The sequence below is a fragment of the Streptomyces sp. YKOK-I1 genome, assembly GCF_054660435.1.
The window spans coordinates 2,096,800-2,122,049 of sequence record NZ_BAAGDR010000001.1 but is presented as its reverse complement, the minus strand read 5'-3'; the positions used below and the strand labels follow the sequence as shown (position 1 = coordinate 2,122,049).

Genomic DNA, 25,250 nt, shown 5'->3' with positions numbered 1-25,250 from the left:
GGGGTGCGTCGGCGCACGCAGCGCAACGCTCATGGGACGTTTGTCGTCCGGAAAGATCCACGTTGACGCGGCCACGTCCAAGGCGGCGACAACACCGGTATGCGTGTCGTCATCGTGACCGAATCCTTTCCCCCCGACGTGAACGGCGTGGCCCACTGCGCGCTCCAGACCGCCCGGCACCTCGTAGATCGCGGTCACTCCCCGCTCGTCGTCGCACCGGCCACCGCGGCCGGTACCGGGCCCGACGCCTCGGCGCCGTGCCCCGTCGTCCGTGTCCCCTCCCTCCCGCTCCCGGGCTACCCCCAGGTCCGCGTCGCCCTCCCCAGTCGGCGTGTCGCCGCGGCCATGGCCGAGCACCGCGCCGACGTGGTCCACCTGGCCAGCCCCTTCGTCCTCGGCGTGCGCGGCATGGCGGCCGCCGCCCGGCTCGGCATCCCCGCCGTCGCCGTCTACCAGACCGATCTGGCCGGATACGCCCGCACGTACATGGGCGTCGGCGAGGCCACCGCCTGGCGGCGCATCCGCTCCGTGCACGCCGCCGCCGACCTCACCCTCGCGCCCTCCAGCGCCGCCCTGCACGACCTGGAGACGCACGGCATACCCCGGGTCAAGCTGTGGCAGCGGGGCGTGGACACCGTCCGCTTCCGCCCGGGGCACCGCGACGAGGCCCTGCGCCGCGAACTCGCCCCCGACGGCGAACTGATCGTCGGCTATGTCGGCCGTCTCGCCCCCGAGAAGCAGGTCGAACTGCTGTCCGGGGTGTGCGGGCTGGAGGGCGTACGGGTCGTGGTCGTGGGCGACGGGCCCAGCCGCGCCCACCTCGACGAGGCCCTGCCCGGCGCCGTCTTCCTCGGCCGCCGCACCGGCGACGACCTGGCCCGGATCTTCGCCTCGCTGGACGTCTTCGCGCACACGGGCCCCTTCGAGACGTTCTGCCAGACCGTGCAGGAGGCCATGGCCAGCGGCGTGCCGGTCGTCGCGCCCGCCGCCGGCGGCCCGCTGGACCTGGTCGCCCACGGCCGTACCGGTCTGCTCTTCCCGCCGCGCGACACGGCCGCCGTACGGGACGCGGTGGCGGCCCTCGCCGCCGACCCGGCCCTGCGCAAGGCGTACGGCGCCGCGGGGCGCGCCACGGTCGAGGGGCGCACCTGGGCCGCCGTCGGCGACCAGCTCATCGGCCACTACGGTGACGTGCTGGCGGCGCGCCGACCGGTGGTGGCGGCATGACCGGCGGGCGGATCGGCGGGGTGGGCGGTGGCGTGACCGGGGGGCCTACCGGCGGGGTGAGCGGCGGGCCGACTGGTGGTATGACCGGCGGGCGGATCGGCGGAGTGGGCGGTGGCCTGACCGGGGGGCCGACCGACGGCGTGAGCGGCGGGCCGACCGGTGGTATGACCGGCGGCGTGAGTGGCGGGCCGCTGCGGATCGTCCGTCTGGCCAACTTCGTGGCCCCCGCCTCGGGCGGGCTGCGTACCGCGCTGCGCGAACTCGGCAAGGGCTACCGTGCGGCGGGCCACGAACCCGTGCTGATCGTGCCGGGAGAGCGGGCGAGCGACCGTGACACCGAGCAGGGCCGGGTGATCACCCTGCCCGGACCGCTGCTGCCCGGCACCGGCGGCTACCGCGTCCTCACCGACAAGCGCCGCCTCACCCGCCTCCTGGAGGACCTCGCGCCGGACCGCCTGGAGGTCTCCGACCGTACGACGCTGCGCTGGACCGGCAAGTGGGCGCGGCGCGCCCGGGTCCCGGCCGTGATGGTCTCCCACGAGACCGCCGACGGGGTGCTGCGCACCTGGGGCCTGTCCGAGGCCACCGCCCGGCGCACCGCCGACGCACTCAACATCCGTACGGCGCACACCTACGCGCGCGTGGTGTGCACCACCGAGTTCGCCGAACGGGAGTTCGTGCGGATCGGGGCGCGGAACGTGGTGCGCGCCCCGCTCGGCGTCGACCTCGTCGCCCGGCACCCCTCGCTGTACGACGCGGACGTACGGGCCCGGCACGCGCGCGAGGACGAGATCCTGCTGGTCACCTGCACCCGGCTGTCCGTGGAGAAGCGGCCCGGTACCGCGCTGGACGCCCTGGAGGCGCTGGTGGCGCGGGGTGCGCCGGCGGTGCTGGTGATCGCCGGGGACGGACCGCTGCGGCCGCGCCTGGAACAGCGGGCCCGGGAACGCGGACTGCCGGTGACCTTCCTGGGGCATGTCGCCGACCGGGACGCCCTGGGCGCGCTCCAGGCCAGTGCCGACGTGTGCCTGGCGCCGGGGCCCGCGGAGACGTTCGGGCTGGCCGCCCTGGAGGCGATGGCCTGCGGGACGCCGGTCGTCGTGAGCGCCTCCTCGGCGCTGCCCGAGGTGATCGGCGAGGCGGGCGCGGTCGCCGCCGACCGGGGCGGTGCCTTCGCCGACGCGGTGGAGGGCCTGTTGGAGCGCTCTGTGCCGGAGCGCCGGGACGCGGCACGCGCGCGTGCGGAGTGCTTCGGGTGGGGGACGTCCGTGAAGGCGTTCCTCGCCGCGCACGACGCGACGGTACGGGTGCGTTCCGTCGTGACCGGAGGGGTCGGATGAGACGCACCCGTTTCGTCGCCCTCGGTGACTCCCTGACCGAGGGGGTGGGCGACCCGGCAGGCGACGGGTGGCGCGGCTGGGCCGCGCTGCTCGCCGGGGGGATCGGCGAGGAGCCCGTGGAGTTCACGAACCTCGCGGTCAGCGGCGCGCAGACGGGCGACGTGCTGGAACGGCAGCTTCCGGCCGGGCTGGAACTGCGGCCCGACGTGGTGTCCGTCGTCGTGGGCGTCAACGACACCCTCCGCTGTACCTTCGACATCCACGCCGTCGCCGCCCGCCTCGACACGGTGTACGCCGCCTTCGCCGAGCAGGGCGCGGTCCTGCTCACCGCGTGCCTGCCCGACCCGGGGGCCATGCTCGGCCTGCCCGGAGCCCTCGCCCGCCCGCTGGCCCGGCGCCAGCGCGCGGTCAACACCGTCGTCCACGCGCTGTCCGAACGGTACGGGGCCGTCCATCTGCACGCGGCGGAGGGCGCCTGGCTGACGGACCGCGCGATGTGGAGCGCGGACCGGCTGCACCCGGGCGAACGGGGGCACCGGCAGCTGGCCGTGCGCTTCCACGCGCTGCTGGCCGACGCGGGCCTCGCCACCGGACCCGCGCCCTCGCCCGAGCCGGAGCGCCCGGCGCCGACGACCTCCGCGAGCCTGTGGTGGCTGGCGACGGCGGGCACCGGCTGGGTGGCCCGGCGCTGCACCGACCTGCTGCCCCAGCTACTCGGGCTGGCCGCCGACGAGATGCGCCACCGCGCCCGGGGGACGAGCGCCCGGCTCGACCTGAGGGCGTCGGCGGCGGTCTCCGCGGCACTCGCCGCGCTGTCGGCGACGGAACCGCAGCCGGACGCCGCCCAGGGCGACGCGACGCGGCCGGTGATGCAGCCGTTGACGTGTTGACCGGCGTCGTCACCGCAGTCGTCACCGCCGTCTTCACCGCCGTCGTACCGCCACGAAACGGACCGGAGTGCCCGGTACCGCCTGGGCGGCGGCCGGGAGGTCGGCCGTGCGGACGACCCCGATCACCGGGTAGCCCCCGGTGGTCGGATGGTCGGCGAGGAAGACCACGGGCTGGCCGTCGGGCGGCACCTGGACGGCGCCCAGCACCATGCCTTCACTGGCCAGCTCGCCGGGCAGGGCACGCTCCAGGACGGGGCCCTCGGTGCGCAGGCCGATGCGGTTGCTCGCAGGGGACACGCGGTACGCGCGCGTGGTGAAGGCACGGACCGCCTCCGGCGTGAACCAGTCGTCGCGCGGGCCGGGCGTGACGCGCAGGACGAGTTCGGCCGGGGGAGCGGCCTGCGGGGCGACGTCCACGCGTGCGTGCGGCGCGGGTTCCGGGCCCAGGGGCAGGACCGTGCCGTCCGTGAGGGGTGCGGGACCGAGCCCCGAGAGCAGGTCCGTGGAGCGGCTGCCGAGGACCGGTTCGACGGTGACGCCGCCGGACACGCCCACATAGCCGCGCAGGCCGGACACGGCGGACCCGACGTCGAGGACCGCGCCGGCGGGCACCCGTACCGGCGCGCCCCAGGCGACCGGACGCCCGTTCACCGTCACCGGGCAGGGCGCACCCCCGACCGCGACGGTGACGGCGCAGCGGGGCCGCAGGGCGCAGCCGTTGACGGTGGTCTCCAGGACCGCCGCCCCGGGGGCATTGCCGACGAGCCGGTTGACGAGGGCCGCCGCGGGCGCGTCCAGCGCGCCGGAGCGGGGCACGCCGAGGTGGGCGTGCCCGGGCCGCCCCTGGTCCTGCACGGTGGTCAGGGCCCCCGCGCGGACGACGGAGAGAGCGCGGTCCGTCACCCGGCACCCACCGGCTCCGCCGCGACGAAACGCACGCGCGTGCCCGGCGAGAGCAGCGCGGCCGGCACGCGCGCGTGGTCCCACAGCACCACGTCCGTACTGCCGATCAGCTGCCAGCCGCCCGGCGACGAGCGCGGGTACACGCCCGTGTAAGGCCCGGCCAGCGCCACCGAGCCGGCCGGCACCGCCGTGCGCGGCGTGGCCCGGCGCGGGACGTCGTAGTGCGAGGGCAGCCCGGTGAGATAGCCGAACCCGGGCGCGAAACCGCAGAACGCGACCCGGAACTCGGTCTCCGCGTGGATCCGGGCCACCTCGTGCGCGGGGACGCCCCAGTGGGCGGCGACGTCCGCGAGGTCGGGGCCGTCGTAGCGCACCGGCAGTTCGATCACCTCGGCCGCCCGCGGGGGAGCGGGCGGGATCTCGGCGGCCGTGAGCTCCGACGTCAGACGGACCGGGTCGGGCACGCCGTCCAGGAGCACCGTACGGGCCGCCGGGACGATCTCCCGGACCGTCAGCAGCCCGGCCGCGCGACGCCGTACCAGCTCGGCGTGCAGGGCCTGCGCCGCGGTGCCCGAGGCCACCTCGACGAGCAGGGCGTCGTCGCCGACCGGCAGGACACGCAGGCTCATGCGAAGGCCTCCACCCGCACCCCGGATTCCTCCAGCCGCCGCCGGACCCGGCGCGCCAGCTCCACCGCGCCGGGTGTGTCGCCGTGCAGACACAGGGAACGCGCGCGTACCTCGATGATCGACCCCGCGGCGGAGGCGACCGTGCCGGAACGGGCCAGGCTCACCGACCGCTCCACGACGGTCACCGGATCGGTGACCACGGCCCCGTCCAGGCCGCGTGGCACGAGGGTGCCCTGCTCGGTGTAGGCGCGGTCCGCGAACGCCTCGGTGACCGTGGGCAGGCCCGCCTTCCCGGCCGTGTCCAGCAGACGCGAGCCGGGCAGTCCGAGCACGGGCAGCGCGGCGTCGGCGAGGAGCACCCCGTCGACCACCGCGCCGGCCTGCTCCTCGTCGTGCACGACCCGGTTGTAGAGCGCGCCGTGCGGTTTGACGTACGCCACGCGCGCGCCCGCCGCCCGGGCGAAGACCTCCAGGGCGCCGATCTGGTACGCCACCTCGGCGGCCAGTTCGGCGGGCGGCACGTCCATGGCGCGCCGCCCGAACCCGGCCAGGTCCCGGTAGGAGACCTGGGCGCCGATCGTCACGCCTTGCCCGGCCGCCAGCTCGCAGACCCGCCGCATGGTGGCCGCGTCCCCGGCGTGGAAGCCACAGGCCACGTTGGCGCTGGTCACCACGGACAGCAGTTGCTCGTCGTCGGTGAGCCGCCAGCGGCCGAAGCCCTCGCCGAGGTCGGCGTTCAGATCGATCGCGGTCATGGTTCCTTCCGGTTCTCTTGTGCTTCTTCGCGCCGCATCGTGACTTTGCGCGCGTGCTGTTCAGGCCACGCGGTACTGCTCGTCGCGGGCGTCGGTCAGGAACATCTGGCCGGGGGCGTGGGTGAGGGCGAACGGCGGGCGCGAGGCCATCACCGCGGCCTGCGGGGTGACCCCGCAGGCCCAGAACACCGGGATGTCGTCCGGTTCGGCGTCCACCGGATCGCCGAAGTCGGGCCGGCCGAGGTGCTCGATGCCCAGTCCCGAGGGATCGCCGCAGTGTACGGGGCTGCCGTGCACCGCCGGGAGCAGACTGCTCTCCCGGATGGCGGCCGCCAGGTGCCGCGGCGGCACCGGACGCATGGACACCACCATCGGGCCGTGCAGTCTGCCCGCCGGCCGGCACTGACGGTTCGTCACGTACATCGGGACGTTGCGCCCCTGTTCGAGATGGCGGATCGGGACGCCCGCCCCCGACAGCGCCCACTCGAAGGTGAAGCTGCACCCGATCAGGAACGACACCAGGTCCTCGCGCCAGTACGCACGCGCGTCCGTCGGCTCGTCCACCAGCTCGCCGTGCTCCCACACCCGGTAGCGCGGCAGATCGGTACGCAGATCGGCGCCCTCGGCCAGGACCGTCGTCCACGAACCGGCGTCGGTGACGTCGAGGACCGGACACGGCTTCGGGTTGCGCTGGCAGAACAGGAGCATGTCGTACGCCCAGTCCGCGGGCACCGAGATCAGGTTGACCTGGGTGTGGCCCGCGGCGACCCCGGCCGTGGGGCCCGCGAGGCCCTCCCGGAAGCGGGCCCGGGCGCTTTCCGGGCTCCACGCGTGCGCGTGCTGGTCCACGAGGGTCAGGGGAATGTCCCCCGCCGTGGCCGAGGGGCGGTCCTCCGTGAGGATCGGACGGTTCACTCCAGTTCCTTCCCACGCGTCTCCGGCAGCCCCAGCAACGCCAGGGCGGCGATCCCGTAGCCGATCGCGCCGAAGACCAGCGCGCCGCCCACACCCCAGCTGTCGGCCAGAAAGCCGACGCTGGTGGGGAAGACGGCGCCGACGGCGCGCCCGGTGTTGTACGTGAAGCCCTGCCCGGTGCCGCGCACGGCCGTCGGGTACAGCTCGCTCAGATAGGACCCGAAGCCGCTGAAGATCGCCGACATGCAGAACCCGAGCGGGAAGCCGAGGACCAGGAGCAGGGTGTTGGCGCCGTCGGGGATGTGGGCGTACGCCAGGATGCAGAGCGCCGACAGCAGCGCGAACAGCCAGATGTTGCGGCGTCGGCCCAGCCGGTCGGTGAGATGGCCGCCGGTCAGGTAGCCGAGGAAGGCGCCGGAGATCAGGAAGCTCAGATAGCCGCCGGTGCCGACCACCGACAGGCCCCGCTCCGACTTCAGGTACGTCGGCACCCAGGTCGCGAGGGTGTAGTAGCCGCCCTGGACGCCGGTGGACAGCAGCCCGGCGAAGAGCGTGGTGCGCAGCAGGCTGCCCCTGAAGATGGCCGGGAACGACCCATTCCCAGTGCTCCGCTCACGGGCGGCGGCGGCCTCCGGCGCGTCCTTCACCCGGCGCCGCATCCACACCACGAGCAGCGCGGGCAGCGCGCCGGTCCAGAACATCACGCGCCAGGCCACGTCGTCGTCGAAGAACGAGAAGACCAGCGTGTACACGATCGCCGCGAGGCCCCAGCCGACGGCCCAGGAGCTCTGGACCGCGCCGAGGGTACGGCCCCGGTGCCGGGCGCTCGCGTACTCGGCGACCAGGATCGCCCCGACCGCCCACTCGCCGCCGAAGCCGAGGCCCTGGAGCGCGCGGAAGACCAGCAGCGTCTCGTAGTTCGGCGCGAAGCCGCAGGCGACCGTGAACACGGCGTAGGTGATCACCGTGATCATCAGCGCCCTGACCCGGCCGATCCGGTCCGCCACGATGCCCGCGGCGGCGCCGCCGACCGCGGACACGACCAGGGTGACGGTGGTGAACAGACCGGTCTGGCCGTTGTCCAGGCCGAAGTACGCCGTGAGGGCGACCATGCTCAGCGGCAGCGTGAAGTAGTCGTAGGAGTCGAGGGCGTAGCCGCCGAACGCGCCGGCGAAGGCGCGGCGGCCACGCGGTCCGAGGGCCTGCAGCCAGGCGAACGCCCCGTCATCGGGGGCGTGGGCGGCGGCGGGGCGCTGGTCGTGGCTCGGGGCCTGGGGTGGAGGGGTCGTGCTCATGGGGCACCTCGCAGAGGGATGACGAAGGGTGCGGGGAGTGAGCCGTGCCGTGTCTGGCTGTGCCGTGTCGTGCGGTGTCGTGCGGTGTCCTGCCTTGTCGTGGACAGGACGGTAGAGGATCGTTGAACGATCCTTCAATACCTGTGTTGTTTCGTTCTCGTGTTCTGCGGTTGAATTCCGGGCATGGCAGAGCAGCTGGCGGGACTGGCCGACGACCGCGCCCTCCTGGGGCGCACCAGCACGGCCGAACGGGTTTCGGACATCCTCAGGAGCCGCATCGCCGACGGCTTCTTCCCGCCGGGCACCCGGCTGTCGGAGGACAGCATCGGCGGCGCGCTCGGGGTCTCCCGCAACACGCTCCGCGAGGCGTTCCGGCTGCTCACGCACGAACGCCTGCTTGTCCACGAGCTGAACCGGGGCGTGTTCGTGCGGGTCCTGACCATCGAGGACGTCGAGGACATCTACCGCACGCGCGCGCTCGTCGAGTGCGCCGTCGTACGGGGCCTCGGTGAGCCGCCGTACGCCCTCGACGCACTGCGCGCGGCCGTCTCCGAGGGGCAGGTCGCCTCCCTCGAGAATGACTGGAAAGTGGTGGGTACCGCCAACATCCACTTCCACCGCGAACTGGTCGCCCTGGCCGGCAGCGCCCGCACCGACGAGCTGATGCGGAGCGTCTTCGCGGAGCTGCGCCTGGCCTTCCACGTGGTCGACGACCCGCGCCGGCTGCACGAGCCGTACCTCGTGCGGAACCGCCAGATCCTCCAGGCGCTGGAGGCGGGCGGCCGGGTCGAGGCGGAGCGGCTGCTGGAGGTGTACCTGCGGGACTCCCTGGCCCGGGTCGTCGAGGTGTACCGGCGCCGGGTGGGTGAAGCCGCCGCGGGCGAGGGCGGCGCCTGAGGCCGCCCCGCGGCCCCGTGGCGGCGGTTCCCCGCCCCCGGTCGCATCTGCGGTCGTTTGGGTCGTTGTCAGACCGAGGACCTACTCTGTGCACCGTGACTTCGCCTGCATCGACGGACCGTGTTCCGCCCCAGCCCGGCGCGGCGCCGCGCCCGGCCCCGGGCCCGGCCGCCGACGAGGGCCTGGCGCGGCGGCTGCGCGCGCTCGCCTGCACCGCGCCCATCCACGACCTCGACGCGCGCAAGGCCAACCTCGCCGGTGAGTACTCGGTCTACGGCATGGCGGAGATCGCCCTCGCCGCCATCGACCTCGTCACCCTGAACATGGACTTCGACACCGGCGCGGACCACGACCAGATCGTGGCCCGTCTCATCCCGCGCATCGCCGCACAGGCCCCCGGGCGGCCCGTCGCCGAGCACGAGCGGGTGGCCCGCTGGGTCCTGGAGAACCTGATCAACGTCGGCAGCGTCGACCGCGGCTTCCGCGCCGTGTACGGCACCTTCGCGGCGGACGGCACCTATGTGCGCCGCGACTACGACTTCAAGCTGATCGAGGAGGTCCCCGGCTACGGCGGCGCGGTCTACCTGCGGACCACGGACGAGGCGGTCAACGTGCTCGTCGGCGCCCTCGACACCGACGTCACCAGCGCCCAGATCGCGGCCGAGGTCAAACTCGAGGTCCTCATCCGCCGCGGCCGCCTCGCCGACGCCCAGCTCGCCGCGGAGCAGGCCCGCTACCGCACCGTGCAGTACTCCGAGACCCTCCGCAGGGCCCTGGAGGCCACCCGGCGCAACGTCCGCGCGGTGGACTGGCTCAACGCCGTCCCCGACATGATCGCCGAGGCGCTCGACCACGTGGCCGACCGCTACCGCCACGAGAACGCGATCCTCACCAACATCCGCAAGGCCCGCGACGAGATCGAGGACGCCGAGAACAAGCGGCGCGCCGCCGAACTCGTCGACATCGTCAAGGACTGCATCCGCCGCCACACCCAGCTCCAGTCCCGCCTGCTGGAGGCCGGCCCGCTCTTCCGCGCCGAACAGGACCGGCAGGCCTTCGCCACGCCCATGACGTCGTCGGGGATCGACCTCTACGGCCATCTCGTCACCCCCGTGCTCCCGCTGCCGCTGGACCAGGCGGCCCGGGTCACCGGCGCGTTCTTCGCGCGGGGGACGGGCTTCCGGACCCCGGCGACCGTGCGCATGGGCGACCTCGTCGACCTGCTGCTGACGCCACCGGTGGAGCGCGAGCACCTGGGCGCCGAGATGCCGGAGCCCGACCTCATCGCGACCCCGGACGACAGCCGCTTCAGCGAGGAGCAACTGGCCGCCGCGATGGAGTTGCTCGACCTCCCGGCGGACGCGCCCCGCAGACTCTCCGGGCTGCTGGCCGAGGCCCGGCGCACCGATCCCGATCTGCCGTACCTGGTGGCGCTGCTGGCCGTGCACGCGGCGAGCCCCGCGGTCGGCACCGCCTACCGGCAGGGCGAGGAGAAGCTGCTGTTCGCCGTGGACGACGGGACGGAGCTGGACGACCCCGAGTTCGGCGGGGCCGACCTCATCGTCGGCACCGCCCTGCTGGACGCCGCGGGGATGGCGGCGGACCGCACGGAGGCGGCATGAGCCGGCCCGGACCTCCCTTGCAGCACCACGTGAATCACCACGTGAATCACCACGTGAATCACCACGTGAATCACCACGTGAATCACCACGTGAATCACCACGTGAATTACGTGAATCACCACGAGAAAACCGAGGAGCCGAACCCGTGAGCGAGCACGTCGAGTGGAGTGAGCCGGACGCCGGACCCGCGCCGGTGTCCGCGCCCCTCACCCCCGCCGACGCCGCCGACGCGGCGCGGCTCGTGGCCTTCGGCCTGCAGCCCAAACTGCAGCCCGCGCGCGACCAGGAGTACGCCGACCTGCTGCGCCGCCACCGCGAGGACCCGGCGTTCGCCCGGCTCGCCGACGCCGTCGCCGCCGGACTCGGACTGATCGTGCTGGAGGTGTCCCCGCGCGCGGGCATGGCCGTCACCGCCGCCGAGGACTCGGTGTTCGCCGTCAGGATGGGGGACTACGCGCGTCGCACGTCCGCCGACGGCGGCGACCGCTTCCTGCACGGACTCGCCCATCTCGCGGTCGCCGCGATGGCGTTCCCCCGCCCCGAGGACCTCGCCGACGACGGATACATCGGGCGCGTCAGCGTCAACGGCGTCGACTCCTTCGTCCGCCAGGCCTGCCGCCGGCTGGAGGAGCGCGCCGAGGAACAGGGCGAGAACACCGACCCGGCCACCGACGCCCCCGGCCTGGAGGCCGCCTGGCGGGTCTGGGCCAGACGCAGCGCCGCCGGAGCCACCAAGGACGCCCGCAGACTCGCCGGCTCGACCACCGGGATCGTCGGCAAGGCCGTCGCCTTCCTCACCGACTCCGGCTTCCTCCAGCGCACCGGCGACGACAACGGCGGGACGTACCGCACCACGGCCCGCTACCAGCTCCAGGTCCGCGACATGGCGGGCAGCGCGGCCCTGGCCGAGCTGCTGGAGCTGGGCGTCGTCCCGGTCACCGACGGCACGGCGACGCTGCTGCCCCCCGACGAGACGGACGATCTGGAACTGGTGGCCGACGCCGGACTGCCGTTCCACTCCTGACGGCCGCCTGCCCGACCGCTGCCCGACCGCTGTCCACCCGAGGGCCGACCGCAGCCCCCGAACCCCCTGAACTGCCGAAGACTGACGAGAGTCCGCCATGTACGAGCTGTCCCGGGTCCGCCTCTACTCCATCGGGCCCGCCGGTGCGCGCTACGCCGACACCGTGCTTGACCTGCGGGGTGTCGGTGACGTCGTGCCCGACCCCGCCCCCACGCAGGCGGAGTTCTTCGAGGAGGAGCCCGTCGGCCCGCCGCGCCGGCCCGCGCCCGCAGGCGTGCTCTTCCTGGAGAACGGCGGCGGCAAGTCCGTCCTGCTCAAGCTGATCTTCTCGGTGATGCTGCCGGGCCACCGCAACACCCTCGGCGGCGCCAGCTCCGGCGTGCTGCGCAAGTTCCTGCTCGCCGACGACTGCGGGCACGTGGCCCTGGAGTGGCAGCACGTCCTCACCGGCGAGTGCGTGGTGGTCGGCAAGGTGAGCGAGTGGCGGGGACGGCAGGTCTCCAACGACCCCCGCAAGTTCGCCGAGGCCTGGTACTCCTTCCGGCCCGGCCCCGGGCTCAGCCTGGACAACCTCCCCGTCGCCGAGTCCACCGCCGTACGCCCGCCCGTCGAGGGCGCCTCCGGGGCCCAGGGGCGACGACGCACCATGAAGGGGTTCCGGGACGCCCTCACCGAGTCGGGCAAGGCGTACCCGCACCTGGAGGTGCACTGGGAGGAGATCCACGACCGGTGGGTCGAACACCTCACCGAACTCGGCCTCGACCCCGAACTCTTCCGCTACCAGCGGGAGATGAACGCCGACGAGGGCGAGGCCGCCGGCCTCTTCGCCGTCAAGAAGGACGCCGACTTCACCGATCTGCTGCTGCGGGCGGTCACGGACACCCGTGACACCGACGGACTCGCCGACCTCGTCAGCGGCTTCGGCAACAAGCTCGGCCGGCGCGCCGAGCTGATCGCCGAACGGGACTTCACCGCCGGCTCGGTGGATCTGCTCGGCCGGATCGTGGAGGCCGCGGAAGGCCGCTCACGCGCGCGGGACATCCACACGGGCGCCGAGCGCCGTACCCGCACCCTGGCGCGCCGGCTGTCCGCGCGGGGCGTGCAGGAGCGGTTGCGCGCCGCCGACCTCGCCCAGCGGGTCACGGCCGCCGCCTACGCCGTCACCCACTCCGAGGGGGGACGCGAGCGCAGCGCGCTGATCGCCGCCGAACTCGCCTTCCGGCACGCCTCGCTGGCCCTCGCCGCCGCCGAGAAGTCGGCCGCCGCCCAGAAGCGCGAACTTGCCGACGCGCGCACCCTGCACTCCGCCTGGCAGGCCGCCGAGGCCGTCCTGCGCCACCGGGCCGCCGCGGACCGCGTGGCGCGCGTGTCCGCCGCGATCCAGGAGGCCGAGCGCGACGCCGCCCCGGCCCTCGCCGCCCGCGCCAAGGCCGCCGTCGATCTCGTACGGGCCCTGCACGCGGCCGCCGAGAGCGCCGAGGCCCTCGCCAACGAGGGGGAGGAACGCTCGGCCGCCCTCCAGGAGGTCGGCGAGACCGCCCACCGGGACGCCACCTCCGCCGCGACCGAGGCACAGCGCGCCCGCAGCGAGATCGGGCATCTGCGCCAGCGACTCGCCGAGGTCGAGCAGGAGACCGCCGAGGCCGTCCGCGCCGGCTGGCTGGACGACAGCGCGCCCGACGCCGACCCCGCCCGCGCGGCCCTCGCCGCCAGTGACGCCGAGAAGACCGCCGTGGCCGCCTGGGACACCGTCCGGGAAGCCTCCCGGCGGGCCGGCGAGCACGCGCGCGAGGCCGCCTCCGCCGAGTCCCGCGCCGAGCTGACCGCGGCCCGCGCGGCGGACGCGGCCGCGGCGGCACAGCGCTCGTACGAGGCCGAATGCCGGCTCGCCGAGACCCTGGCCGCCGAGGGACGGCTCGGCGAACTGCTCGGCCTGACCGGCGGTACCGTACGCGGACCCATCCCGCAGCCCCGGCAGGACACGGACGACGACACGGCCTCGGAGGACGGCGGCCCCCTCACGCCCGAGGACCTCGATCGCTGCGCCGACGACCTGCGCGCTCTGCTCGACGACGCCGTCTCCTCCGCCGAGCGGCAGCTCTTCGACCTGCGCACCGCCGCGGCCGACGACTCCCGCATCCTCGGCGCGCTCGGCGACGGCGGGCTGCTGCCGCCCGGCCCCGATGTGCTGGCCACCGTCGAGTTCCTCGGCGAGCACGGCATCCCGGCGCTGCCCGGCTGGCGCTACCTCGCCCAGGCGGTCGACCCCGCCGACCACGCGCGCGTGCTCGCCGCCCGCCCCGAACTGGTCGACGGCGTGATCATCACCGACCCCGCCTCGCACGCCCGCGCGCGGGACGCCCTCGGTGACGCCGCGCTGCTGCCCCGCTCCGCCGTCGCCGTCGGCACGGCCGCCGCCCTGCTCGCCCCGACCCCGGCCACCGACGCGCACAGCGGTGACGTCTTCCTCGTCCCGCCGAACCCGGCCATGCACGACGAGCACGCCGCCGACGAGGAACGCCAGGCGCTGCGCGCACGGGCCACCGAGCGGGACGAGGACATCCGCCGGCTCGCCGCACGGCTCGGCAAGGACCGGGAACTGTCGGCCCGCCTCGCCTCCTGGCGCACCGGCTGCCCCGCGGGACGGCTCACGGAACTCGACCGGGCCGCCGCGGAGGCGCGCCTCTTCGCCGAGGAGTCCGAGGCCGAACTCGCCGAGGCCCGCGCCGTGCGCGCCGAGGCGGAGGAGGCCGCCGCCGAGGCCGCCCAGGTCCGCGACGAGAAGCAGGAAGCCGCCCAGAAGGCCCGGCGCGCCGCCGACGCCCTCGCCGGGCTCGCCTTCCGGCTGCGCGAGCGCGCCGGCTGGCAGGTGAAGCTGCGGGAACTCGCCGACGAGGCCACCGAGTCGGAGGCACGGGCCCAGTCCTGTCTGGAACGCGCCCGTGCCGCCGACGAGGACCGCCGCGCCGCCCAGCGCGCCGCCGACGACGCCCGCCGCACCGCGCGGGCGCTGCGCGCCGAGCGTGCCGAGATCGCCGGCGCCCCCGACGACGTACCGGAGGCCGACGCCGACGCGCCCGGGTCCTCCCTGCCGGCCCTGCGCGAGGCCTACCGGGCCGCCTCCCAGGTCTACGAGAAGGTCGGCGTCGGCGCCGACCTGCGGGCCGAGCAGGCGCGCGCGGAGAGCGACGAGAGCGCCGCCCGCGCCGAACTGGACCGGCTGAGCAACAAGGTCCGCACCCGTGCCGAGCAGCTGCTCCAGTCGCCCGACGGTTCCGACGGGCCGTCCCGGCAGGCCGCCGCCGCCCGCGCCGAGGAGCTGGTCCAGCTCCTGGAGACCCGTATGTCCACCGCGAGCGAGCAGCTCGGACGGCTGCGCGGCGAGGCCGAACGGCACGCCCCCGAGGACGGCGAGGCCCACACCGAGCTGTCCGAGGAGCTCCAGCCGCGCGACGCCGAGCACGCCCAGGCCCTGCTGCGCACCGCGACGGCCGAACTCGCCTCCCGCACCGAGGCGTTGGCCCAGGCCCGCGAGGCGCACGCCGAACTGCTCGACGCACACCGGGCCGCCGAGGACGCGGCCGGCGGCTTCGACGAGATCGCCGCGATGCTCCGCGACCTGATGCGTGAGCAGACCCGTGAGCACTCCGAGGAGGAGCAGGAGACCCCGGAGCCCTATCCCGGGACGCTGGAGGAGGCCCGCCAGTCGGCCGCCGAGGCCCGCCGCTCGCTGCGCGGCTGCGCCGCCGACCTCTCCGCCGCCGAGTCGGCCGTGCGCGAGGCCAGTGACGTGCTCGTCCGGCACGCCAACTCCACGCGCTACGAGCAGGTCCGTACGCCCGCCCGGCAGCAGATCCGCGAACTGCCCGCCTCCGTACTGCCCGAGCACGCCCAGAAGTGGGCGGACGCCTTCGCTCCGCGACTGCGGGTGCTCACCGACGAGTTGCAGCAGCTGGAACGCAACCGGGACTCGATCGTGGACCGGCTGCGCGGACTCGTCGAGACGGCGCTCGCCACCCTCCGCTCGGCCCAGCGGCTGTCGCGCCTGCCCGAGGGGCTGGGGGAGTGGTCCGGCCAGGAGTTCCTGCGCATCCGCTTCGAGGAGCCCGACCAGGCCTCCCTCACCGAGCGGCTCGGCGAGGTCATCGACGAGGCGACCCGGGCGGCCGTCAAGAAGAACTCCGACCTGCGGCGTGACGGCATGTCACTGCTGCTCCGGGGTGTGGGGGCGGCTCTCCAGCCCAAGGGGATCGCGGTCGAGATCCTCAAGCCGGACGCCGTGCTGCGCGCCGAGCGCGTCCCCGTCGGGCAGATGGGCGACGTGTTCTCCGGCGGCCAGCTGCTGACCGCCGCCATCGCCCTGTACTGCACCATGGCGGCCCTGCGCTCCAACGACCGGGGCCGGGACAGGCACCGGCACGCCGGCACGCTGTTCCTCGACAACCCCATCGGCCGGGCCAACGCGACCTACCTGCTGGAGCTCCAGCGGGCCGTGTCGGACGCGCTCGGAGTCCAGTTGCTGTACACCACCGGTCTGTTCGACACGACGGCGCTGGCCGAGTTCCCGCTCGTCATCCGGCTGCGCAACGACGCCGACCTCAGGGCCGGCCTGAAGTACATCAGCGTCGAGGAGCACCTCCGTCCGGGTCTGCCCCAGCCGCCCCGGGCGGGTGAGGCGGTGCACAGCGAGATCACCGCGACCCGGATGTACAAGCGCGCGACCACCAGCGCCCCGTAGGAGGCGCGGGCGGTCGGCGCGCCGCCGAGGGCGCCTCAGCGGCGCCGACCGCCCTCAGAAACGATCCCGGAGGGCTGTCCGGCGCCGATGACGGTGCCTCAGGGGTGCGACAGCTGCCCCGCGCCGCTCTGACGGCGTATCCGCTCCTGCGCCCGCTCCGTGGCCCGGGCCTGACGCCGCGCCCGGCGGCGCTCACGGCGCAGCGAGCGGGCCGTGCTGCTGGGCGCCGACACCACGCCGTTGCGCTGGTTCCACACCTGACGGGTCACCCAGACGTCCAGCACCGACCAGGTGGCCACCACGGTGCTGACCACACTGCTGATCACCATCGGGAAGGCCAGCCAGGACTCGGCGAGGGTGCACAGCAGTGCCACCATCGCCTGAAGCAGTGTCAGAGAGATGATCAGGACCGCCCGCACGGCCGCCGTCCGCACCGGGTCCGGCAGCCGGCGCCGCCGCGCGGGCTCCTCGACCCACAACGGCCGGTAGGAGGACCGCTCCTGTGTCGTGGTCGCCGCACCCTCTTCGGACGCTCTGCTCCGCTCCGCCGTGCCCATCACCGTGTCACTCCCCACCGCCGGCAGACCGCTCACCTCCGGGTCGAAGACCCGGCTCCCCAGTGGCTGCCCGGCTTGCTCTGTTTTACGCCGACGGGGGACCGCCTGCGGCTCCTGTGGCCGATTCCGCCCCCGATTCCCAATGATGAAGACGCACGAGAAGCCGCGAAGATTCCCAAGTTCCGAAAAATTCTGGCCAAGTCGCCGACGCGGCCGATCGGATCCGGTCTTCTTGTGGAGGCGGGTTTCGGGGTCGCAATCCCCCGTATTGCCCGGACAATTCCCCATGTCCGGGCTCCGGTGCGGAAGTTCGGCTTCCGGACCGCTCTTCGAGTTAACTGTGCGTCGGTAGTAGGCTCGCGCCGTTTGTTGACGCACATGCGTACCCCCTGACGGAGGGGGTTCGAGCTGGGGGAGGCCATGCGCTTTCGCGGGAAGTCGATCCGCCGGAAGATCGTGGCGCTGCTTCTCGTGCCGCTGGTGTCCCTGACCGCGATCTGGGGCTTCGCCACGGTACTGACGGGCCGTGAGGCGAACCGTCTGTTCACCGTGTCGTCCCTCGTGGAGAAGGTCGACTACCCGGTCGAGGACACGGTCCGCGTCGTCCAGCAGGAACGCCGCCAGACCCTCGTCTACCTCGCCGACCCCCGTGCCTCCGACGCGCTGTCCGCGCTGCGCCGCACCAGGACCGCCACCGACGAGGCGCTCGCCGAGATCCGCCGGAACGCCCAGGACTCGGATGTCCGAGACGTCCTGGACCCCGACGACTCCGAAGGCCTGACCGCGGTCCTCGACGCCTTCGACGGGCTCGACTCCCTGCGCGGCAGCGTCGAGGAGGGCACCGTCACCCGGGCGCAGGCGCTGGATCTCTACAACCAGCTCATCGACCCCTGCTACGCCCTGCTGGCCAAGCTGGACGTCGTCGACAGCGTGGAGATGGACAAGCAGTACCGGGCACTCGTCAGTGTCGCCCTCGCCCGCGAGCTGCTCTCCCGGGAGGACGCCCTGCTCGGCTCCGCCCTCGTCGTCGGCCGGCTCACCCGCGACGAGATCCGCGACGTCTCCGACTTCCGCGCCCAGCGCGACGTCGTCTACGACATCAGCCTCGCCCAGCTGCCCACCGCGGAACGCGAGCGCTACGAGAGCTTCTGGAAGAACGCCACCACCGCCCCCCTGCGCACCGCCGAGCAGTCGGTCGTCACGTCCGGCCCCGGCGACCTGCCCAAGGGCGTCACCGCCAGGAACTGGGACACGGCCGCCGGAGACGTCCTCCAGGAGCTGGGCACCCTCGACGAACAGGCCAACGACCGCTACCAGGACCGCGTCCGGCCCATCGCGATCGAGGTCATCGTCAAGGCGGCCTTCGCCGGTGTCTTCGGACTGGTCGCCCTGATCGTCTCCCTCGTGCTGTCCGTGCGCATCGGCCGCGGCCTCATCCGCGACCTGCGCCAGCTGCGGCTGGAGGCCCACGAGTCGTCCGGCGTGCGGCTGCCCAGCGTGATGCGCCGCCTCTCCGCGGGCGAGCAGGTCGACGTGGAGACCGAGGTGCCGCTGCTGGAGTACGACAAGAACGAGATGGGCGAGGTCGGCCAGGCCCTCAACACCCTCCAGCGCGCGGCGGTCGAGGCCGCCGTGAAACAGGCCGAACTGCGCGCCGGTGTCTCCGAGGTCTTCGTCAACCTCGCCCGCCGCAGCCAGGTCCTCCTGCACAAGCAGCTCACCCTGCTCGACACCATGGAGCGCCGCACCGAGGACGCCGAGGAACTCGCCGACCTGTTCCGGCTCGACCACCTCACCACCCGGATGCGCCGCCACGCCGAGGGCCTGGTGATCCTCTCCGGCGCGGCCCCCTCCCGGCAGTGGCGCAAACCCGTCCAGCTCATGGACATCGTGCGCGCCGCCGTCGCCGAGGTCGAGGACTACGAGCGCATCGAGGTCCGCCGGCTGCCGCGCCTCGCCGTCACCGGCCCCGCCGTCGCCGACCTCACCCACCTCGTGGCCGAACTCCTGGAGAACGCCACGGTGTTCTCCCCGCCGCACACCGCCGTCCAGGTCCTGGGCGAGCGGGTCGCCAACGGGTTCACCCTGGAGATCCACGACCGCGGCCTCGGCATGGCACCCGAAGCACTCCTGGAGGCCAACCTCCGCCTCGCGGAGACCCCGGAGTTCGAGCTGTCCGACACCGACCGCCTCGGACTGTTCGTCGTCAGCCGTCTCGCCCAGCGCCAGAACGTCCGCGTCTCCCTCCAGCCCTCTCCTTACGGCGGGACCACCGCCGTCGTCTTCATCCCCGACGCCCTGCTCACCGACGACGTCCCCGACACCAACGGCATCGGCTTCCGCCTCGACCGCCCCCGGGCCCCGAAGGCCGCCGAGTCCGCCGAGACCCACCGGCCCGAGCTCTCCCCGTCCGCCCAGCTCCCCGGCCCGCCCGTGCTGGACGGACCGGTCGAGCTGGAGGCCCCCGTCGGCCTCGACGCCCTCGGCGGCTTCCCGCCCGCCCTGGACGACGTGGACGACAGCGGTGTCCTGTTCCGCCCGCGCCGCCCCCTGACCCGCCCCGAGGACGACCCGGTCGTCACCCCCGTCGACCAGCACCGCAGGCTGCCCGACACCCGTGAGCCGGACCACCGCGCCGACGCCCCGGCCGCCCTCCTGCCGCTGCCCGACCGCCGGACGCCCAAGCTGGTCAGCTCGCACGGCCGCCCGGTCGGCGACCCGCGCCTCCCGCAGCCGGAGACGGGCGAGGAATCCGCCCACCGCACCCCGGCCCACCGCGCGGACACCGACGGGCCGGCGCCGCTGCCCTCGCGCCGCCGGGGCAGCGGGGCGCAGATCCCCCGGAGCACCGGAGCGACCGAGCCCCCCGCACTGCCGGTCCGCCCCGGACCCGGCGCCGAGGGCCCGTCGCAGCCCCCCGCCCTCCCGCAGCGCACCCGCCAGGCCACGTCCGGCGGCCAGGACGGCCCGGCCGCACGCACGCACCAGCTGCCCGACCCGCGCCTGAGTGGCACGGGCGGCCCGGTGGAGCGCACGCTGGAGAACGGTCCGCAGGACCGCCCCCTCGGCAACCGGCCTCATGACACCGGCTCCGCGCCCGCGGCGCTGCCCCGCCGGGTACGGCAGGCGAACCTGGCCCCGCAACTGAGGCAGGGACCCGCGCCGCGCACGACGGCGAACCGGTCCGACATCGAGGAGCGGGACGCCGACGAGGTACGCAGCAGGATGGCCTCGCTCCAGCGCGGCTGGCAGCGCGGCCGCGCAGAGAACGCCGCGGGCGACGAGACCCACAGCGGCACAGCACCACAACGAACGACAAAGGGGGACGGTCGATGACCGCACCGCAGGCGACCGGCCACATGAGCAACAACGGCGAACTGAACTGGCTCCTCGACGAACTCGTCGACCGGGTCGCCAGCATCCGCAAGGCCGTCGTGCTCTCCGGCGACGGTCTGGCGACCGGCACGTCCAGGGACCTCACCCGGGAGGACGGCGAGCACCTGGCCGCCGTCGCCTCCGGATTCCACAGCCTCGCCAAGGGTGTGGGCCGCCACTTCGAGGCCGGCGACGTCCGCCAGACCGTCGTCGAGCTCGACGAGGCCTTTCTGTTCGTCACCGCCGCCGGCGACGGCAGCTGCCTCGCCGTCCTCTCGGACGCCGACTCGGACGTGGGCCAGGTGGCGTACGAGATGACCCTGCTGGTCAAGCGGGTCGGCGTACATCTGGGCACCGCCCCGCGCACCGATCTGTCCTCGGGCGGGTAGTGGGATGGCATGAGCACAGACGGTCAGGGAAGCAGCCACTGGTTCGACGACGAGGCCGGTCCGGTCGTCCGTCCCTACGCCATGACACGGGGCCGCACCACCAGTGCGGTCCAGCACCGTCTCGATCTGATCGCACTGGTCGTCGCCGAGCCCCACGCGGACGAGGCCGAGGCCGATCCCTCGCTGTCCCCGGAACACGTCCACATCGTGGATCTGTGCCGCGGGGCGCCGCAGTCGGTCGCCGAGCTGTCCGCGGGGCTCGACCTGCCCATCGGCGTGGTACGGGTCCTCGTCGGAGACCTCGTGGACACGGAGTTCGTCCATGTGAACCGGCCCGTACCCCCTGCCGAGCTGGTGGACGTGAGTATTCTGCGTGACGTGATCAACGGCCTCCGAGCGCTGTGAGCAGCGCGGAAGCGAGGTGAGGACGTGAGCGGCTGGCAGTTCTGGGTGGACCGGGGCGGGACCTTCACCGACATCGTCGCGCGCCGCCCGGACGGCCGGTTGCTGACGCACAAACTGCTGTCGGAGAACCCGGCGCGGTACGCCGACGCGGCCGTCGCCGGGGTCCGCGCCCTGCTGGCGGACTCGGACGACCCCGTCGAGGCCGTCCGCATGGGCACGACGGTCGCCACCAACGCCCTGCTGGAACGCAAGGGCGAACGCACTCTGCTCGTCATCACGCGCGGGTTCCGCGACGCCCTGCGGATCGCCTACCAGAACCGTCCGCAGATCTTCGCCCGCCGGATCGAGCTCCCCGAACTCCTCCACGAGCGGGTCGTGGAGGTGGACGAGCGCATCGCGGCCGACGGAACCGTGCTGCGCGCCCCCGACCTGGACTCCCTCGCCGACGCCCTGCGCGAGGCGTACGACGACGGGATCCGGGCCGTCGCCGTCGTCTGCATGCACAGCCATCTCCACCCGGAGCACGAGCGGGCCGTCGGACGGCTGGCCGCCCGGATCGGCTTCCCGCAGATCTCGCTCTCCAGCGAGGTCAGCCCCCTCATGAAGCTCGTCCCGCGCGGGGACACCACCGTCGTCGACGCCTACCTGTCGCCCGTACTGCGCCGGTACGTCCGTCGGGTCGCCGACGAACTGCGCGACGTCCGGCTGATGTTCATGCAGTCCAACGGCGGGCTCGCCGAGGCGCACCAGTTCCGCGGCAAGGACGCCGTCCTGTCCGGCCCGGCCGGCGGCATCGTCGGCATGGCCCGCATGTCCCAGCTCGCCGGCTTCGGCCGCGTCATCGGCTTCGACATGGGCGGCACCTCCACCGACGTCTCCCACTTCGCGGGGGAGTACGAACGCGTCTTCACCACACAGCTCGCCGGCGTCCGGCTGCGCGCCCCCATGCTGGACATCCACACCGTCGCCGCGGGCGGCGGTTCCGTCCTGCGGTTCGACGGCTCCCGCTACCGCGTGGGACCGGACTCCGCCGGTGCGGACCCGGGTCCGGCCTGCTACCGCGCGGGCGGCCCGCTCACCGTCACCGACGCCAACGTGATGCTCGGACGCATCCAGCCCGCCCACTTCCCCGAGGTGTTCGGCCCCGACGGCGACCAGCCCCTGGACGACGCCCTGGTCCGCGACCGCTTCACCGCCCTCGCGCGCGAGATCCACGAGCGGACCGGGGACGACCGCACCCCCGAACAGGTCGCCGAGGGCTTCCTCCAGATCGCCGTGGCCGACATCGCCAACGCCGTGAAGCGGATCTCCGTCCAGAAGGGCCACGACGTCACCCGCTACGCCCTGACGACCTTCGGCGGGGCCGGAGGCCAGCACGCGTGCCGGGTCGCCGACTCGCTCGGCATCCGCACCATCCTGGTGCCGCCCATGGCCGGTGTGCTGTCCGCGCTCGGCATCGGCCTCGCCGACACCACCGCCATGCGCGAACAGTCCGTCGAGACCCCGCTCGAAGCCGACGCCATGCCGGGCATCCGCAAGACCGCCGACGCCCTCGAAGCGGCGGCCCGCGCCGAACTCCGCGCCGAGGACGTCCCCGACGACCGCGTCCGCGTCACCCGCCGGGCACAGTTGCGCTACGACGGCACCGACACCGCCCTCACCGTCGAACTCACCGAACCCGCCGCGATGACACGCGCCTTCGAAGAACGTCATCGCGCCACGTACTCCTTCACGCTCGACCGCCCGATCGTCGTCGAAGCGCTCTCCGTGGAAGCGACCGGCATCACACCACCCCCCGATCTGTCCGCCCTCGCCCCGTACGAGGGCCGCACCGCCACGCCCCGGACCGTCCGCCTCCACACCGGCGGCGCCTGGCGCGACGTACCCCTGCACCGCCGCGAGGACCTTCCCCCCGGCGAGTCCGTCACCGGCCCCGCGATCATCACCGAGGCCAGTGCCACGACCGTGGTCGACGACGGCTGGGAGGCGGCGGCGACCCACGGCGGGCATCTGGTCATGGAACGCACGGCGGTCACGCAGAGTTCCGATCTCGCTACACGAGTCGATCCGGTTCTCCTCGAGGTCTTCAACAACCTGTTCATGGCCATCGCCGAACAGATGGGCGCCCGACTGGAGTCCACGGCCCAGTCCGTCAACATCAAGGAACGCCTCGACTTCTCCTGCGCCCTCTTCGACCCGGACGGAAACCTGGTGGCCAACGCGCCGCACATCCCCGTCCACCTGGGCTCGATGGGCACCAGCGTCAAGGAGGTCATCCGCCGTCGCGGCACGGGCATGCGGCCCGGGGACACCTACGCGGTCAACGATCCGTACCACGGCGGCACCCATCTGCCCGACGTCACCGTGATCACCCCGGTCTTCGACACCTCCCGTGGCGCGGACACGGAGAGTGACCCCGAGATCCTCTTCTACGTGGCCTCCCGCGGCCATCACGCCGAGATCGGCGGCATCGCCCCCGGCTCCATGCCCGCGGACAGCCGCACCATCGACGAGGAAGGCGTCCTCTTCGACAACTGGCTGCTCGCCGAGGACGGACGCTTCCGCGAGGAGGAGACCCTCCGCCTGCTCACCGGTGCCGCGTACCCCTCCCGCAACCCGACGACCAACCTCGCCGACCTGCGCGCCCAGATCGCCGCCAACCAGAAGGGCGTCGACGAGGTCGCCCGGATGATCGAGGACTTCGGGCTCGACGTCGTCCAGGCCTATATGCGCCACGTCCAGGACAACGCCGAGGAAGCGGTACGGCGCGTCATCGACGCCCTCGACGACGGCGCGTACACCTACGAGACCGACTCGGGCGCCGTCATCCGGGTACGCGTACGCGTGGACCGCGGGAACCGCTGCGCGACCGTCGACTTCACCGGGACCTCGCCCCAGCTCGCCACCAACTTCAACGCCCCCTACGCGGTCGTCAACGCGGCCGTCCTGTACGTCTTCCGCACGCTCGTCGCCGACGACATCCCCCTCAACGACGGCTGCCTGCGCCCCCTCCGGATCGTCGTGCCGCACGGCTCCCTGCTCGCCCCCGAACCGCCCGCCGCCGTCGTCGCGGGCAACGTGGAGACGTCCCAGGCGATCACCGGCGCCCTCTACGCGGCCCTGGGCGTCCAGGCCGAGGGCTCCGGCACCATGAACAACGTCACCTTCGGCAACGCACGCCACCAGTACTACGAGACCGTGGCCTCCGGGTCCGGCGCGGGCGACGGCTTCCACGGCGCCGCCGTCGTCCAGACCCATATGACCAACTCCCGGCTGACCGATCCCGAGGTGCTGGAGTGGCGTCTTCCGGTACAACTGGAGGAGTTCGCCGTGCGGTACGGCAGCGGCGGGGCCGGACAATGGCACGGCGGGGACGGCGCCGTCCGCCGGATCCGCTTCCGTGAACGCATGACCGTCTCCACCCTCTCCCAACACCGCAGGGTTCCCCCGTACGGTATGGCCGGAGGGGCCCCCGGTGCGCCGGGGGCCAACCGGGTGGAACGCGCCGACGGCACGGTCGTCCGGCTCGGCGGGAGCGGTTCCACGGACGTCGGCCCCGGTGACGTACTCGTCGTCGAGACCCCCGGCGGCGGGGGCTACGGCCCACCGCCCCACACCCCAGTCACACCATCAAGCAGGAGAAGTGAACGATGATCCTCGGGCGTCCTGAGCGCGGCAAGCCCCCGGTCGAGCCCGTCACGCTCAAGATCCTGGTCGCCGGCGGTTTCGGGGTCGGCAAGACCACCCTCGTCGGTGCCGTCAGCGAGATCAGGCCACTGCGCACCGAGGAGTACCTCACCGAGGCCGGCCGCCCGATCGACGATCTCACCGGCGTCGAGCGCAAGCACACGACCACCGTCGCCATGGACTTCGGGCGCATCACCCTGCGCGAGGACCTGGTGCTCTACCTGTTCGGCACACCCGGCCAGGAGCGGTTCTGGTTCATGTGGGACGAGCTCTCCGAGGGCGCGCTCGGCGCCGTCGTGCTCGCCGACACCCGCCGCCTGGAGGACTGCTTCGCCGCCGTCGACTACTTCGAGCGGCGCGGCATCCCCTTCCTCATCGGCGTCAACTGCTTCGAGGGAGCCGACCGTTACCCCATTGCGGACGTGCGCGGGGCCCTCGACCTCGACGACGACATACCGGTGATCCTGTGCGACGCGCGCGACCGGCGCTCCGTCCGGGACGTCCTGGTCGGTGTCGTCCAGCACGCGATGGACTACGGCACCGAGCGCCGGCAGACCGTCACCACCTGAGCCCCGCACGGCCCGTACCCCCGCCGACCGGGG

Annotated in this window: 17 protein-coding genes and 1 pseudogene; 12 read left to right on the top strand and 6 right to left on the bottom strand. The window is 73.7% G+C overall.

The features are described 5' to 3' along the window. The first annotated feature begins 99 nt into the window (after positions 1 to 99). From ACYQ8Q_RS08860 to ACYQ8Q_RS08850, 3 genes are all read left to right on the top strand, one after another. Positions 100 to 1,227: a glycosyltransferase family 4 protein gene (locus tag ACYQ8Q_RS08860; RefSeq protein ID WP_460063356.1), complete on the top strand. Its 1,128-nt coding sequence runs from the start codon at positions 100 to 102 to the stop codon at positions 1,225 to 1,227. Positions 1,228 to 1,391: 164 nt separating this feature from the next. Further along, complete coding sequence (locus tag ACYQ8Q_RS08855; RefSeq protein WP_460073223.1) at positions 1,392 to 2,567, top strand: glycosyltransferase; 1,176 nt, start codon at positions 1,392 to 1,394, stop codon at positions 2,565 to 2,567. Beyond that, positions 2,564 to 3,457, top strand: coding sequence for an SGNH/GDSL hydrolase family protein (locus tag ACYQ8Q_RS08850; RefSeq protein ID WP_460063354.1), 894 nt, complete (start codon positions 2,564 to 2,566; stop codon positions 3,455 to 3,457). Before ACYQ8Q_RS08855 ends, ACYQ8Q_RS08850 begins: the two co-directional genes overlap by 4 nt. Before the next feature lie 33 nt (positions 3,458 to 3,490). Here the strand turns inward: ACYQ8Q_RS08850 and ACYQ8Q_RS08845 are convergent, their stop codons facing one another. The 5 genes from ACYQ8Q_RS08845 to ACYQ8Q_RS08825 are packed head-to-tail and all read right to left on the bottom strand — an operon-like array spanning position 3,491 to position 7,954. Further along, on the bottom strand, positions 3,491 to 4,360 hold the full coding sequence (locus ACYQ8Q_RS08845) for a 5-oxoprolinase subunit C family protein (RefSeq protein ID WP_460063352.1): 870 nt from the start codon (positions 4,358 to 4,360) through the stop codon (positions 3,491 to 3,493). Continuing rightward, positions 4,357 to 4,983: a 5-oxoprolinase subunit B family protein gene (locus ACYQ8Q_RS08840; protein ID WP_460073222.1), complete on the bottom strand. Its 627-nt coding sequence runs from the start codon at positions 4,981 to 4,983 to the stop codon at positions 4,357 to 4,359. Before ACYQ8Q_RS08840 ends, ACYQ8Q_RS08845 begins: the two co-directional genes overlap by 4 nt. Positions 4,984 to 4,985: 2 nt before the next feature. Beyond that, a complete protein-coding gene (locus ACYQ8Q_RS08835) occupies positions 4,986 to 5,744 on the bottom strand; it encodes a LamB/YcsF family protein (RefSeq protein ID WP_460063351.1) in 759 nt (252 codons plus the stop codon). A 60-nt stretch (positions 5,745 to 5,804) separates the two neighbouring features. Then, on the bottom strand, positions 5,805 to 6,659 hold the full coding sequence (locus ACYQ8Q_RS08830) for a putative hydro-lyase (RefSeq protein WP_460063348.1): 855 nt from the start codon (positions 6,657 to 6,659) through the stop codon (positions 5,805 to 5,807). Further along, positions 6,656 to 7,954: an MFS transporter gene (locus ACYQ8Q_RS08825; RefSeq protein ID WP_460063347.1), complete on the bottom strand. Its 1,299-nt coding sequence runs from the start codon at positions 7,952 to 7,954 to the stop codon at positions 6,656 to 6,658. Before ACYQ8Q_RS08825 ends, ACYQ8Q_RS08830 begins: the two co-directional genes overlap by 4 nt. Positions 7,955 to 8,137: 183 nt before the next feature. On the opposite strand from ACYQ8Q_RS08825, the gene ACYQ8Q_RS08820 reads away from it, so the two are divergent. The 4 genes from ACYQ8Q_RS08820 to ACYQ8Q_RS08805 all read left to right on the top strand — a co-directional run bounded on the left by ACYQ8Q_RS08820 (position 8,138) and on the right by ACYQ8Q_RS08805 (position 16,235). After that, positions 8,138 to 8,851 (top strand): GntR family transcriptional regulator, encoded by a 714-nt coding sequence (locus ACYQ8Q_RS08820; RefSeq protein WP_460063345.1) that lies wholly within the window; start codon positions 8,138 to 8,140, stop codon positions 8,849 to 8,851. Between the two features lie 95 nt (positions 8,852 to 8,946). After that, positions 8,947 to 10,473, top strand: coding sequence for a hypothetical protein (locus ACYQ8Q_RS08815; protein ID WP_460063344.1), 1,527 nt, complete (start codon positions 8,947 to 8,949; stop codon positions 10,471 to 10,473). Positions 10,474 to 10,618: 145 nt separating this feature from the next. After that, a complete protein-coding gene (locus ACYQ8Q_RS08810) occupies positions 10,619 to 11,497 on the top strand; it encodes a hypothetical protein (RefSeq protein WP_460063342.1) in 879 nt (292 codons plus the stop codon). 97 nt (positions 11,498 to 11,594) lie between these two features. Beyond that, complete coding sequence (locus ACYQ8Q_RS08805) at positions 11,595 to 16,235, top strand: hypothetical protein (protein WP_460063340.1); 4,641 nt, start codon at positions 11,595 to 11,597, stop codon at positions 16,233 to 16,235. 98 nt (positions 16,236 to 16,333) lie between these two features. Here ACYQ8Q_RS08805 and ACYQ8Q_RS08800 read toward each other — a convergent pair whose 3' ends face one another. Further along, a complete protein-coding gene (locus ACYQ8Q_RS08800) occupies positions 16,334 to 16,792 on the bottom strand; it encodes a hypothetical protein (protein WP_460073221.1) in 459 nt (152 codons plus the stop codon). Between the two features lie 420 nt (positions 16,793 to 17,212). Between ACYQ8Q_RS08800 and ACYQ8Q_RS08795 the strand changes: the two genes are divergently transcribed. The 5 genes and pseudogenes from ACYQ8Q_RS08795 (at position 17,213) to ACYQ8Q_RS08775 (ending at position 25,217) form a co-directional block, all read left to right on the top strand. After that, positions 17,213 to 20,128 (top strand): nitrate- and nitrite sensing domain-containing protein, encoded by a 2,916-nt coding sequence (locus ACYQ8Q_RS08795; RefSeq protein WP_460063338.1) that lies wholly within the window; start codon positions 17,213 to 17,215, stop codon positions 20,126 to 20,128. After that, on the top strand, positions 20,125 to 20,556 hold the full coding sequence (locus tag ACYQ8Q_RS08790; RefSeq protein WP_359000862.1) for a roadblock/LC7 domain-containing protein: 432 nt from the start codon (positions 20,125 to 20,127) through the stop codon (positions 20,554 to 20,556). The genes ACYQ8Q_RS08795 and ACYQ8Q_RS08790 overlap by 4 nt, the downstream gene beginning before the upstream one ends. Before the next feature lie 9 nt (positions 20,557 to 20,565). Continuing rightward, complete coding sequence (locus ACYQ8Q_RS08785; protein ID WP_359000859.1) at positions 20,566 to 20,961, top strand: DUF742 domain-containing protein; 396 nt, start codon at positions 20,566 to 20,568, stop codon at positions 20,959 to 20,961. Positions 20,962 to 20,985: 24 nt separating this feature from the next. Further along, a pseudogene (locus ACYQ8Q_RS08780) lies at positions 20,986 to 24,631 on the top strand (hydantoinase B/oxoprolinase family protein). Next, the gene (locus ACYQ8Q_RS08775; RefSeq protein ID WP_460063335.1) at positions 24,612 to 25,217 is read left to right on the top strand and encodes a GTP-binding protein; all 606 of its coding nucleotides are present in this window, start codon (positions 24,612 to 24,614) and stop codon (positions 25,215 to 25,217) included. Before ACYQ8Q_RS08780 ends, ACYQ8Q_RS08775 begins: the two are co-directional and overlap by 20 nt. Positions 25,218 to 25,250: the final 33 nt, after the last annotated feature.